This window comes from Achromobacter spanius (assembly GCF_003994415.1).
GTDB lineage: Bacteria > Pseudomonadota > Gammaproteobacteria > Burkholderiales > Burkholderiaceae_B > Achromobacter > Achromobacter spanius_C.
The window spans coordinates 4826005-4838898 of sequence record NZ_CP034689.1; the positions used below are offsets into that span (position 1 = coordinate 4826005).

12 protein-coding genes are annotated in these 12894 nt (G+C 64.3%); 5 read left to right on the forward strand and 7 right to left on the reverse strand.

Annotated features, from left to right (window positions below; translation table 11 throughout):
- Positions 1 to 11: 11 nt before the first annotated feature.
- Together ELS24_RS22055 and ELS24_RS22060 are read right to left on the reverse strand one after the other, a co-directional pair.
- On the reverse strand, positions 12 to 1196 hold the full coding sequence (locus tag ELS24_RS22055; protein WP_127185385.1) for a lipid-transfer protein: 1185 nt from the start codon (positions 1194 to 1196) through the stop codon (positions 12 to 14).
- 126 nt (positions 1197 to 1322) lie between these two features.
- Entirely contained in the window at positions 1323 to 2381 is a 1059-nt protein-coding gene (locus ELS24_RS22060; protein ID WP_127185386.1) for an AraC family transcriptional regulator, read from the reverse strand.
- A gap of 192 nt (positions 2382 to 2573) precedes the next feature.
- On the opposite strand from ELS24_RS22060, the gene ELS24_RS22065 reads away from it, so the two are divergent.
- Together ELS24_RS22065 and ELS24_RS22070 are read left to right on the forward strand one after the other, a co-directional pair.
- Positions 2574 to 3743, forward strand: coding sequence for a CaiB/BaiF CoA transferase family protein (locus ELS24_RS22065; protein ID WP_240669364.1), 1170 nt, complete (start codon positions 2574 to 2576; stop codon positions 3741 to 3743).
- 66 nt (positions 3744 to 3809) lie between these two features.
- On the forward strand, positions 3810 to 4817 hold the full coding sequence (locus ELS24_RS22070) for a tripartite tricarboxylate transporter substrate binding protein (RefSeq protein WP_127185388.1): 1008 nt from the start codon (positions 3810 to 3812) through the stop codon (positions 4815 to 4817).
- Positions 4818 to 4872: 55 nt separating this feature from the next.
- Here the strand turns inward: ELS24_RS22070 and ELS24_RS22075 are convergent, their stop codons facing one another.
- From ELS24_RS22075 to ELS24_RS22095, 5 genes are all read right to left on the reverse strand, one after another.
- Positions 4873 to 5247: a tautomerase family protein gene (locus tag ELS24_RS22075; RefSeq protein ID WP_100856958.1), complete on the reverse strand. Its 375-nt coding sequence runs from the start codon at positions 5245 to 5247 to the stop codon at positions 4873 to 4875.
- A gap of 158 nt (positions 5248 to 5405) precedes the next feature.
- Positions 5406 to 6659, reverse strand: coding sequence for a quaternary amine ABC transporter ATP-binding protein (locus ELS24_RS22080; RefSeq protein ID WP_050447728.1), 1254 nt, complete (start codon positions 6657 to 6659; stop codon positions 5406 to 5408).
- Positions 6656 to 7513 (reverse strand): ABC transporter permease, encoded by an 858-nt coding sequence (locus ELS24_RS22085; RefSeq protein ID WP_050447727.1) that lies wholly within the window; start codon positions 7511 to 7513, stop codon positions 6656 to 6658. Before ELS24_RS22085 ends, ELS24_RS22080 begins: the two co-directional genes overlap by 4 nt.
- A gap of 355 nt (positions 7514 to 7868) precedes the next feature.
- Positions 7869 to 8870, reverse strand: coding sequence for an ABC transporter substrate-binding protein (locus ELS24_RS22090; protein ID WP_127185389.1), 1002 nt, complete (start codon positions 8868 to 8870; stop codon positions 7869 to 7871).
- A 512-nt stretch (positions 8871 to 9382) separates the two neighbouring features.
- Positions 9383 to 10660, reverse strand: coding sequence for a class I SAM-dependent methyltransferase (locus ELS24_RS22095; protein WP_127185390.1), 1278 nt, complete (start codon positions 10658 to 10660; stop codon positions 9383 to 9385).
- A gap of 207 nt (positions 10661 to 10867) precedes the next feature.
- On the opposite strand from ELS24_RS22095, the gene ELS24_RS22100 reads away from it, so the two are divergent.
- The 3 genes from ELS24_RS22100 to rpmG all read left to right on the forward strand — a co-directional run bounded on the left by ELS24_RS22100 (position 10868) and on the right by rpmG (position 12812).
- Positions 10868 to 12022, forward strand: a complete 1155-nt coding sequence (locus tag ELS24_RS22100; protein ID WP_050447724.1) for a Bcr/CflA family multidrug efflux MFS transporter — start codon at positions 10868 to 10870, stop codon at positions 12020 to 12022.
- A gap of 348 nt (positions 12023 to 12370) precedes the next feature.
- Positions 12371 to 12607 carry a 50S ribosomal protein L28 gene (gene rpmB, locus ELS24_RS22105; protein ID WP_050447723.1) on the forward strand — a complete coding sequence of 79 codons (237 nt, stop codon included), beginning with the start codon at positions 12371 to 12373 and terminating at the stop codon, positions 12605 to 12607.
- Between the two features lie 37 nt (positions 12608 to 12644).
- Entirely contained in the window at positions 12645 to 12812 is a 168-nt protein-coding gene (gene rpmG, locus ELS24_RS22110) for a 50S ribosomal protein L33 (protein ID WP_003810296.1), read from the forward strand.
- Positions 12813 to 12894 lie beyond the last annotated feature (82 nt).

A 12894-nucleotide genomic window follows, 5' to 3' on the forward strand; every position in this document is an offset into this window, starting at 1 on the left:
TGTCTCCTGTTTCATGCGGCCTGGTAGAGCGTGACGACGCAAGCGCCGCCCAGCCCCAGGTTGTGCTGCAAGGCCAGCCGCGCGCCTTCCACCTGCCGCAAGTCGGCCTGGCCGCGCAATTGCCAGACCAGCTCGGCGCATTGCGCCAGACCCGTGGCGCCCAGCGGATGCCCTTTGGACAGCAGCCCGCCCGACGGATTCGTCACCACGCGCCCACCATAGGTGTTGTCGCCATCCAGAATGAATTGTTCGGCGCTGCCTTCGGGCGTCAGACGCAGCCCTTCGTAGCTGATCAGTTCGTTGGCCGTGAAGCAGTCGTGCAGTTCCACCACGTCGAGGTCGACGGGGTCCACGCCCGCGGCCTCGTAAACCTGGTCGGCGGCGGCGCGCGTCATGTCATAGCCGACCAGGCGGCGCATGTCGCCCGAGTTGAAGGTGGACGACGTATCGGTGGTCATGGCCTGCGCCGCGATGCTGACGCCAGGGTTCAAGCCATGCCGGCGCCCAAAGGCGTCCGAACACAGGATGGCGGCCGCCGCGCCGCAGGTGGGCGGGCAGCATTGCAAGCGCGTCAGGGGTTCGAAGATCATGGGTGCGTCCATCACGTCGGCCAGCGTGACGGTCTGGCGAAAGACGGCGTACGGGTTGCGGGCCGCGTGCTGGCGCGCCTTGACCGAGATGCGCGCGAAGGTGTCGGCGCGCATGTCGTGCTGTTTCATGTAGTGGCGCGCGGCGCCGCCAAAGAACTGCGCGGCGCGCGGCTTGCTGGTGTCATAGCCCTGCGTATCGGCCATCGCGGCGATGAACTCGGCCAGCGGCGACGGGCGGTCTTCGTACACGCTTTTCAACGCTCCGGGCACCATCTGCTCAAAGCCCACGGCCAGCGCGCATTCGACCGCGCCGCTTTCCACCGCCTGGCGCGCCAGGAACAGCGCCGACGAGCCGCTGGCGCAGTTGTTGTTGACGTTGAAGACGGGAATGCCGGTCAAGCCCACGCCATACACCACCGCCTGGCCCGCCGTGGAGTCGCCATAGACGTAGCCCGCGTAGGCCTGCTGCACGGCGTCATACGGCACGCCCGCGTCTTGCAGGGCTGCCCGCGCGGCGCGCATGCCCATCACGGAATACGGCTCGCTTGCGCCGGGTTTGCTGAAGGGGATCATGCCGACGCCGGCCACCCACACTTTTCTGTTCATGCCAGTTTCTCCTGGAGCGCGGCGCGCACCCGCTTGCGGGCACCCCGCCCTGCAAGCCCTTGCGCACCCCCATTGCCTGGCCCATAGCTTCCCGCCGGGCACGTCACGCGGCAATGGCCGCAGGCATCAAATGGATTGGCGGAAAGTGTCAGCCTCAGGTGTCGCGCGGCTGGGGCAGGGGCCACGCGTCAGTTGGTTGCGGCGATACTCGCCCGGCGACACGCCGGTCCATTTCTTGAAGGCGCGATGAAATGTGCTGGGTTCCGAAAAGCCCAGGCGCTCAGCAATCTCCATCAAGGACACGTCGTGCCGCCCCAGGTATTCAATGGCGGCGTCGCGCCGCAAGTCATCCTTCAGCACCTGGAAGCCCTGGCCTTCGTCGCGCAGATGCCGCCTGAGCGTTTGCGGCGTCATCGACAACTGTGCGCTGACCTGAGCCAGGGACGGCAGTTCGGCGGACAAGTCATGGCGCAGCAGTCGGCGGATGCGGTCGGTCAAGGTGGCGCGGTCTTGGTACTTCACCAGCAGGTCAAACGGGGCATTGGCCAAAAAGGCATGCAGCGCCTGGGCGTCCTGCACCACGGGCAAGGCCAGCCAGCGCGATTCCAGCCACAGGCCCGTAACGGGTTGCCCATAGCGCACCGGCGCGTGAAAGACCCGTTGCGCGTCGGCGCTGCGCGTGCCCGCGTTGTAGTCCACGCCCAGGATGGGGATGCGGCGGCCCGCCAACCAGTTGGCCACGCCCAGGGTGAAGAACAGGAAGGTACGTTCGCCATACCACGGCGTGCAGCCGGGTTCGCCCCGCGCGTCCAGCACGATGCGCGCCGTGCCGCCGCTGACGCAAAGCCGCGCAGTGAAGTCGCGCAGCACGCCGTGGTAATAGCGAAACGCCACGCGCAACGCCTGGCCCACCGTGCTTTCCTGCACGGCCAAGCGGCAGGCCTGAGCAAAGGCGCCCAGCGGCACGGGGCGCTGTCCCAGGCCCAGGAAATCGTCGCGCGTGGCGCGCCGCAACATCCGCAAAATCTGCGCGAACTGCGCCTGCGACACGCGCGCCATCGGCGCCTGCAACAAGGTGGGCGGCACATCCGCGCGCCGCAACACGCGGTCAACGTCCACGCCGCGCGTGCGGGCGCCTTGCAGGATCTGGGCGATGTGCCCCACGGCAATGGTGTGATGCGTCATGGCGGATTCCTACAGCTGGGGCGTGAACCGACTGCGTCGATGGTAGCGAAAGGCATGCGGGCAAGGAACGCCCGGCGTGAGCATTCCCGCCAAGCGGAATCAGCGATTTCGCCATTGGTTCGCTGCAAAGCCCCGCCTAGACTGGCTTTTGCCTTTGGCCAGCCGCCTCTTCGTATTTACCGGAGTCCCTCTTTGGATACGCCGAACACCGCTCCGCTTGCGGGCATCAGAGTCCTGGACCTGTCGCGCTTGCTGCCCGGCCCGCTGGGCGCGCAGTACCTGGCCGACCTGGGCGCGGACGTGATCAAGATCGAAGACACGCAGGCGGGCGATTACGCGCCCCCCGCACTGCGCGCCGTGTGCAACCGCAACAAGCGCGGCCTGCGGCTGAACCTGAAAGACCCCGATGGCCAGGCCGCGCTGGCGGCGCTGGCGCGGCAGGCCGACGTGGTGATCGAGAGCTTTCGCCCCGGCGTGGCCGCGCGCCTCAAGGCGGACTACCCCACCCTGTCGCAACACAACCCACGCCTGGTGTATTGCAGCATCACCGGCTATGGGCAGGACGGCCCGCTGCGTGATGCCGCGGGCCACGACCTGAATTATTCGGCCTACGCGGGCGTGGCCGACCAGATGGGATGCGGACCGGATCAGCCGGCGCTGTCCAACCTGCCGGTGGCGGACATTCTGGGCGGCTCGCTGACGGCGGTAATGGGCATACTGGCGGCGCTGGTGGACACACAACGCACGGGCCAGGGACGCTATGTGGACATCGCCATCACCGACGGCCTGCTGGCCGCCGCGGTCGTGCCGCTGGCCACGCTGAATGCGCAAGGCGACACCTGCCCGGCGGGCGCCGACACGCTCTCGGGCGCGCTGGCCTGCTACGGCCAGTACCGCGCGCAAGACGGACGCTACCTGGCGGTGGCGGCGCTGGAACCAAAATTCTGGGACACGCTGTGCCGGCGAATCGAACGGCCAGACCTGCTGCCGCTGCACCGCGATGGCAACGCCGAACGACAAGCCTGGCTGCGCTCAGAACTGCAAGCGCTGTTCGCCTCGCGACCGCTGGCGCATTGGCTGGACTTGCTGGATGGCGCGGACTGCTGCGTGTCGCCCGTGCTGAAGCTGTCTGAAAGCCTGGCGCATCCGCAGTTCACCGCGCGCGGCATGGTGCATGCGTCGCGGCACCCGGCCTGCTGGCCAGCCGCGCACGTCGCCAGCCCGGTGAAGATGTCCGGCTTTCAGTTCGCCATCCACCGCCAGGCGCCGTTGCCGGGCGAACACACCGCCCAGGTCCTGCGCGAAGCCGGCTATGACGACGCCGCCATCGCCAGCCTGGCGCAGCGTGGCATCGCGCTGTAAGGCCCTGCCCACTCTTGCCGTACCCATAACAAGCCTGTGCCCATCACAATCAGGACGGAGACAACCATGACGGATCACCCTTGCAGCATTGCCTTGCCCCGACGCCGCAGCCTGCTCAAGTTGGGGCTTGGGTTGGGCCTCACCCTGCCGGCCGCGCTGGCGCTCAGCCCCGCCGCGCGCGCCGCCACGTTTCCCGCGCGGCCCATCACTTTGATCGTGCCCTTTCCCGCTGGCGGCGCGACCGATACACAAATGCGCGCGCTGGCCGTGGCGGCCTCGCGCGAGTTGGGCCAAAGTGTCGTCATCGCCAACCGACCGGGCGCGGGCGGCACGCTGGGGCCGGCCGCCATGGCGCACAGCGCCGCGCCGGATGGCTACACGGTATCGGTGGTGGTGGGCACGCTGTTTCGTTACCCGTTCCTGCAGCAGGTAAATTACGACCCCGTCCAGGACTTCACTTACATCGCCTGCATGACGGCGTATTCCTACGGCATTGTGGTGCGCCAGGACGCACCCTGGAAAACGCTGGACGAACTGATCGCCGATGCGCGCGCTCATCCCCAGAAAATCAGCTACGGCGCCACGGGCGCGGGCGGGTCGGGCCGCATCGCCATCGAACGGCTGTCCAGGCTGACCGGCACGACATTCAATTTCATTCCGTACAAGGGCGCGGCGGAAGAAACCACGGCGCTGTTGGGCGGCCACATCCAGATGGTGGCGGACGCGGGCTGGGGACCGATGATCGACACCGGGCGGGCGCGGCTCTTGGCCATCATCGGCGATGCGCGCGCCAAGCGCGTGCCCGAGGTGCCCACCATGACCGAGCTGGGTTACCCCATCGTGGCGACCAACCCCGTGGGCATCGCCGGCCCCAAGGGCATGGACCCGAAGACGGTGGCCGTGTTGCAAAGGGCTTTTCATCGCGCCTCGCGCGACCCCGAGTACAACCGTGCCCTGGAAACGGCGGACCAGCCGCACATGCTGATGGACAGCGCCGCGTATACGGAATTCGCCGTCAAGCAGGTGGCGGAGGAAAAGCGCTTTGTGGCCGAGCTAGGCCTGAAAACGCAATAGCGCGCGGCGTTGCGGTGCTGCTGCACGCCGCACCCTGCGCTGCCGCGTGCCTGCCTTAGCGGCCCGCGGCCTTGGCGCTGATGCCGTTGGCCACGCCCATGTCCACCTTGGGCACGTCGCGGATCAGCACCCGCACGTCGTCGCCCGAGATGTCGATACTGGTGCAGACGGCCTGGTTCAGGGCGGCGATGAGCGCGGCCTTCTTGGCTTCGTCGCGCCCTTCGATCAGCGCGACGTCCACGCGCACCATGCGCTTGCCGATCTCGCCCGCCACGATCACGTTTTCGGCGGGCACCTCCTGCAAGACGATGCGCACGCTGGGCAGCGGCGCGGCAATGCTCTCAACCACCGCGTTGGACGCGGCCGTAAGCAAGGCGGCCTTCTGGGCGGCCGAGTGGCCTTGCAGGATCTGGACGTTCAAAATGGGCATGGGGCTTTCCGATGATTCGAATGGGGAACGCCGGGCCAACTGACCGGCCAGCCATCATAAAACGACTTTGCCCGCGTGCAAGCGATTGCACGCGGGCAAAGTTCAAATGCCGGACGCGGCGAAAAACGGGGCGCGCCATGCGTGGCGCGCCGCCGCGATCAGGCCGCTTCGCCCCGATGCTCGGGGGCGGGTTGGCCTTCAAGTTCGGCGGTGGCCGGCTCCGCCTGCGCGGTTTCCGTCAAGGCCGGGGTCACCAGCTCCACGACCTTCTTGCGCGACAGCATGCCCAGGAATTCGTCGTCCTCGCCGGTGACGGCCACCGGCTGGTCGCTATGCACCAACTGCGCCAGCACTTCGCCCAGGCCTGCCGTGGCGGGCACCGATGCCAAGTCTTCGACGAAGCGCGACACGTCGCGCACGCCTTCCTGGATGGCCTGCTCAGCCGCTTTGGCGGTCAACACGCCGGCCAGGCGCTTGCCGTCCAGCACCGGCGCGTATTCGTAGTCCATGGCGCGCATGCGGTCCAGCGCGTGCGCCGGACGCGAACGCATCGTCAGGGTCAGGCGCGCCGGGTTGACGGCGTGCGTGGCATTCAGGACCTTGGTGCGGTTCACGTCTTGCAGGAACGACTGCACGTAGTCGTTGGCCGGGTTCAGCAGAATGTCTTCCGGCGTGCCTTCCTGCACCAGTTCGCCGTCCTTCAGGATGGCGATGCGGTTGCCCAGGCGCAGCGCTTCGTCCAGATCATGCGTGATGAACACGATGGTCTTGTTCAGCTTGGCCTGCAATTGCAGCAACTGGTCTTGCATTTCGCGGCGGATAAGCGGGTCCAGCGCCGAAAACGCTTCATCCATCAGCAGGATTTCGGCATCGGTGGCCAGCGCGCGCGCCAAGCCCACGCGCTGCTGCATGCCGCCAGACAGTTGATGCGGATACTGGTTTTCGAAACCAGCCAGGCCCACTTGTTCCAGCCAGTCCTGCGCCCGCTTTTCGCGTTCGGCGCGGCCCACGCCCTGCACGGTCAGGCCGTAGGCGGCGTTGTCCAGCACGGTGCGGTGCGGAAACAGGCCAAAGCGCTGGAAAACCATGCTCATCTTCTTTTGACGGAAGACTTCAAGGTCGCGCTTATTCAGGCTGACGACATCCACGCCATCGACCAGGATGTGGCCGGCGCTGGGTTCGATCAGGCGGTTGAAATGGCGGATCAAGGTCGACTTGCCCGAGCCCGACAAACCCATGATGACGTAGATGCTGCCTTCTTCAATCGACAGGCTGATGTCGCGCAGGCCCAGCGTGTGGCCGCTTTCAGCCAGCAGCTGTTCCTTGCTCATGCCGCCCTGGGCGGCTTCCAGCCACTTCTTCGGGTGCGATCCAAAGACCTTGTAGATGTTCTTGACTTCGATCTTGCTCATCGCTGGCCTCCCATGCGCATGCGCTGTCCATACGATTGCGTGATCCGGTCGAACAGCACGGCCAGCACCACGATACCCAGGCCCGCCAACAGGCCACGCCCCACTTCCAGGCGGTTGATGCCCAGCAACACTTCATAGCCCAGGCCGCGCGCGCCGATCATCGAAGCGATCACCACCATGGACAGCGCCATCATCGTGGTCTGGTTGATGCCCGCCATGATGTTGGGCAGCGCCAGCGGCAACTGCACGCCAAAGAGCTGCTGGCGCGGGTTGGCGCCAAAGGCGCGCGACGCTTCCAGCACTTCGCGGTCAACCAGGCGGATGCCCAGGTCGGTCAGGCGGATCAGCGGCGGCACGGCGTAGATCACGGTGGCGATGATGGCGGGAATCTTGCCCAGGCCAAACAGCATCACGACCGGAATCAGGTACACGAAGCTAGGCATGGTCTGCATCACGTCCAGCACCGGCAGCATGATGGAACGCAGCCAGTTCACGCGGGCCATCAGCACGCCCAGCGGAATGCCGATGATCACCGACAGGCCGGCGGCCATGATCATCAGCGCCAGGGTCTGCATGCCGGCGTCCCACAGGCCCAGCACGCCAATCATGCACAGCAGCGCGCCCATGGCCAGGCTCAGGCCGATGCGGCGGCTGACGCCCCAGGCGATCGCGACGGTAACGGCCACCACGGCCCACCAGGGCGAACTGCGCAGCAATTGCTCCAGCCACACCAGGGCGTGGAGAACCGGCTGAGACAGGGTCTCTAGCGTGTCGGCGTAATTGGTGACCAGGTGATCGACGAAGCCGTCGATTGCCGCCCTGACCTGACGGGCGGGAATAATTTCAGGAAACATAGTTTCGACTCCATTCTTGGGCGCTTCCGGCGGCAGTGGCCACCACGCATTCCGGATTCCGGATGGGCATGCGGCCAGCGGGCTTTCTCGACGAAAGCAGGCTGCATGCGGTGCAACGCCTGTTGCTGGCGGCCGGGCGCAAGCGCCCTGCCAGCGGCCATCTCAGGGGAAAAAACCCTAGGCCTGAGTCCGCCATGGGGCTTTTTCCCTTAAGGGCATTTTCTCTTCTCTTAAGGACTTTTCCCTGAAGGACTTTCCCTGAAGGATTTTTCTCTTCAGCGGGCCCGGCCCACCAACGCGAGTGGCAAACCGGGCCGGCCCGCGCCATGACAGCGCGAGGCCAACTCCTGCGACGTTACAGCGCGCTTTGAACGCGGCTGGCGACGTCGGCGGGAACCCACTTGGTCCAGACGTCGGGCTTGTTCTTCAGGAACCACTTGGCCACGGCGCTGGAATCATCGCCAGACTCTTCCATGTGGGCCAGGGTTTCATTGATGACCGGCAGCGGCACCGAGACCTTGGACAGGAACGCGGTCAGCGTCGGCGCTTCTTCCGAGAACTTGGTGTTCACGGCGGTGAAGACGGGGTTGTCGGGGTAGGCGCTGGGCTGCGGGTTGGCGCACTTGGTCGACGTCAGGCACTTGTGCTTTTCGGCGTCATAGGGCGGCATTTCCAGCTTGACCAGGTCCATGGCGCCAACCAGCGGCGTGGGCGACCAGTAGTAGAAGACCACGTCCTGCTTACGCTTGTAGGCCGACATCAATGCGGCTTTCTGCGCGGCGCCCGTGCCAGGCGAATACAGCGTGTAGGTGTCGCCCAGCTTCAAGGCATGGAACAGGTTGTTGCTGGTGACTTCGCAACCCCAGCCCGCCGGGCAGCCATAGAAACGGCCCTTGTTGGGTTCTTCGGGGTCCTTGAACTTGTCCTTGAACTTCGGCAGGTCGGCGGCCGACTTCAGCTCGGGCAGGCGTTCCGCCGTGTAGCGCGGGATGTACCAGCCTTCGGCGCCCATGTAGAGATCACCGATGCGCTTGACCTTGCCGGTCTTTTGCGCGCGATCCCAGGGGTCGGCCACGCTGTTGAGCCAGATCTCGGTATTGATATCCAGGTCACCGCGCTCAAGCGCGGCCAGGGCGGGCAGGGTTTCCGTCGGCAGGGTTTCGGTCTTGCAACCGTAGCCCTTTTCCATGATGAAACGTTCGACATCAACCAGAACCAGGTTGGATTCCCAGTTCATGGCGCCGAAATTGACCGGGCGCTTGATTTCGCATTCAGGGGCGTCGGCGGCTTGGGCCGCTCCGGCAAATGCAAACAGGACGGCCGCGGCGGCCAGGGTCTTGACAGGGGTAAAACGCATTGGCTTTTTGCCTCCATAGGTTCAAGGACACACGCCAGGGCTGACCTGGAAGTGCCGTGGAGCTAAGGGGGTTGTGCGGAAGACGGGCAGAACCGCCAATACAAACCGACACTAGCGACAAGAGGAACCGCAAGGGCGCGGTGTCTTGCAAGACAGGAGTTTCAAAAAAGGTGATTCTTGAAAACCCACAGAAATTGAACAAACTGAACGAAGAAGGCAGCATCTTAAACGAAATTACTGCGCCACCCAAGCCCAAGGCTGAATAAAACCGATACATTCGGTCCGAAAAACCCTGGGGATTACCCTGAAATATCTGAATGGAACGGGCGATTTTCCCTAGGGAGAATTGGTTTCAAATAGATGATTCATTTAGTAAACATTTTTAGCGTATTTGTACATTCTGGCTGTTTCAAAGCGGCCTGAATGCAGCAAGCGGTCGAATCCAGGGCAGATTACCCGCGTCTCATTCAGCTTATATTCAGGAGTTATTCAGCTTTCGTTCAGAAAATGCCTTAACTGCGCCCACCTTGCGCGCCCTTCGCATACATGTAATCGCGCCGCCAGGGGTAAGACAGATCGGACGGATTATCCAGTTCGTCCCCCCGTCCCACCGCGGGCGTCTGGCCCAGAACCTGATGCAGGGCAATCCAGCCGTGCTCGAACGCCATGGCGCAGCCCGCCAGGTACAGGCGGTAGGCGCGCAAGGACCGCGCGCCCTGCTCACCGCTCAGTATTTGCGCCGCTTCGGGCAGGCGGGCCTCCAGCGCATCGCTCCAGGCCCACAGCGTGCGCGCGTAATGCGGCCGCAGGTTTTCAACGTCCACCTCTTCCAGCCCGCCGTTGGTCATGGCTTGCATGACCACGCTGATATGCGTTAATTCACCGCCGGGGAAGATGTATTTTTCGATGAATTCGCCCATGCCATTACCCAGCTCGCCGTTGTAGACGCCGGCAGCGGTAATGCCGTGGTTCATGATCAGCCCGCCCGGCCTGAGCAAGCGGCGCAGCTTGGCGAAGTAGCCTTCCAACTGGGCGCGGCCCACATGCTCGAACATGCCCACCGATGCAATCTTGTCGTAGGGCATGGACTCGTCCAGCTTGCGGTAATCCAGCAGTTCCATGCGAACCCGGCAGGCCAGACCCTTTTCCTGGATCAACCTCGTCACATGCGCGTGCTGGTTGCGCGACAGCGTGATGCCGGTGGCGTCCACGCCATAGTGCTCGGCGGCCCATAGCAGCAGGCCGCCCCAGCCCGCGCCCACATCCAGAAAACGCTCGCCAGCACGCAGGCGCAGCTTGCGGCAGATGAGGTCAAGCTTGGCTTCCTGGGCTTCTGCCAGCGTCATGTCCGGCGTGCGGAAATACGCGCAGGAATAGACACGGCGCGGGTCCAGCCACAGCGCATAGAAATCATCGGACAGGTCGTAATGGAATTCGATCTGCTTGGCGTCCCGCTCGATGGAATGGCGCCACACCGACATCACGCGGCGCACCAGTTCGGTCAGCCATCCGCCTTGCGCCGCCTCTACGGGCGACCCCGGCAACAGCGCCGATGCCGCCGCCATGACGTCGCGCATATTGCCTTCGATATTGATGCGCCCTTCCACGTAGTCCTGCCCCAGCACGCCCACGGCGCCTTCGGCCAAATGGGCGAGCGCCCCCTTGTCATGCGTGACGAAGCGCACGCGCGGGTCGGGCGGCCCCAGCACCGCGCCATCAGGCAGAACCAGTTGGACCGGCACCGGCAGGCCTTCAAGTTTGCGTTCCACGACAGACAACAAAGGATTCACGGCTTCTCCTCTGAACATGACCGGGTCGTCGGCGACTTTATCGGATAATTCCCGACACTTCGCTGTCAGGCGGACCGTGATAAAGTCGCTGGCTTGGCGCGCGACTGGCGGGTAACCGTTGGCGCGCCCTGTCCCCTGCGTTTTACCGCGACCACCATGTCCCCATCATCTGTTTCCCGTAGCGGCCTGCCCGGCTGGCTTATCCTCATGGGCGCGCTGACCGCGATCGGCCCGTTCGCCATCGACATGTACCTGCCCGCGTTCCCGACCATCGCGGCAAACCTGGGCGTGCCGCGCGGCGATGTCGAACGCACGCTGGCCGCCTACCTGATCGGTCTGGCGCTGGCGCAGGTGTTCTACGGGCCGATGGCCGACCGCTTCGGCCGCAAGCCGCCGCTGATGGTGGGGCTGGCGCTCTTCATGGTGGCGTCCCTGGGTTGCGCGCTGTCCAGTTCCGTCGAAGCGCTGACCGGCTGGCGCGTGGTGCAGGCCATGGGTGGGGCGGCGGGCATCGTGATCCCACGCGCAGTCATCCGCGACCACTACGAAACGCACGAGGCAGCGCGCGCCATGTCGCTGCTGATGCTGATCATGGGCCTGGCCCCGATCCTGGCGCCGCTGGCGGGCGGGCAATTGCTGGCCATTGCCTCGTGGCGCAGCCTGTTCTGGATCATGCTGGCTGGCGGCGCGATGCTGATGTTCGCGGTGGCCAAGATCATGAAGGAATCCCTGGCGCCCGAGCGCGTCGTGCCGCTGCGCTGGAGCACCATCCTGCGCAACTACCGCGACCTGTTCGCGCATCGCGGCTTCATGGCGCACAGCCTGGCGGGTGGATTCGGCCAGGCCGGCATGTTCGCCTACATCATTGGTTCGCCGCGCGTATTCATCGAACTTTATGGCGTCGCGCCCCAGTATTACGGCCTGCTGTTCGGCACCAACGCGCTGTCGCTCATCATCTGCTCGCAAATCAGCGCCCGCCTGTTGCGCACCTATACCCCCCGCCAGTTGCAGCACAAGGCGCTGATCTCGCTGGCCACGGCCAGCCTTGTGGCGGTGGCCCTGACATTGGCCGGCTGGATGACGCTGCCTCTCTTGATGATGTGTTTGATTGGCTACATGGGCAGCCAGGGCTTTGTGAACCCGAATTCGGCGGCGCTTGCGTTGTCGGAACAGGGTAAGCGCCTGGGGGCGGCGTCGGCATTATTGGGGACGCTGCAACTGTCCTGCGGCGCGCTGGCCGGATTCGCCGTCAGCGCCTGGCAAACGGACAGCGCCTTGCCCCTGACCACCACGCTGGCGGCCTGCGCCTGCCTGTCCTGGGTTTCTGGGCGTGTCGCGCAAACGCACACCGCGCAAGCTTGACCGCTTGATCTGCCAGCAATTTTCGTATTAGAATCTCGGTCTTCACATGAAGTTTCCCGTGCGGGACTACTATGCTTTGTAGTTCAGCACTCTGACCCCAACCGCGCATTTCGGTATTTTGGTGCATGCCTTGGTACATACCTCGGTAGACCTCAGTACAAGGCGGATGGCAGGCAGCGGGTATAAGCACGGGGCAGGTTTCACTTGCCCCTCATCCACTAAGACTGGGTGGCCGGCAACGCAGCGCAATACAACGCGCACCAATGCGAACTACACAGCCCGGCGGCTAAAACCCTGTCTACCTCCCCCAAGCGATGCGCGACAAGAACGACATAAAGAGGTGCATCCATGGCACGCGTATGCCAAGTGACCGGCAAAGGCCCGATGGTGGGCAACAATGTTTCGCACGCGAACAACAAGACCAAGCGTCGCTTCCTGCCGAACCTGCAATCGCGCCGGTTCTGGGTTGAAAGCGAAAACCGCTGGGTTCGCCTGCGTGTTTCGGCTAAGGCCATCCGCACGATCGACAAGAACGGCATCGAAGCCGTGCTGGCCGAAATGCGTGCCCGCGGCGAAATGGCCTAATCGGCCTCCCCGCCAATCTACATACTAGGAGCACGACATGGCCAAAGGTATCCGCGAAAAGATCAAGCTCGAGTCGACTGCCGGCACGGGTCATTTCTACACGACCACCAAGAACAAGCGCAACATGCCCGAGAAGATGCTGATCAAGAAATTTGATCCGGTCGCTCGCAAGCACGTGGACTACAAGGAAACCAAGCTGAAGTAATTCAGCCGGTTTCCGGTGAGTCGAAAAAGGCCCTGCCGCAACGCAGGGCCTTTTTCATTGCAGGATCATAAAAGAGCATGTT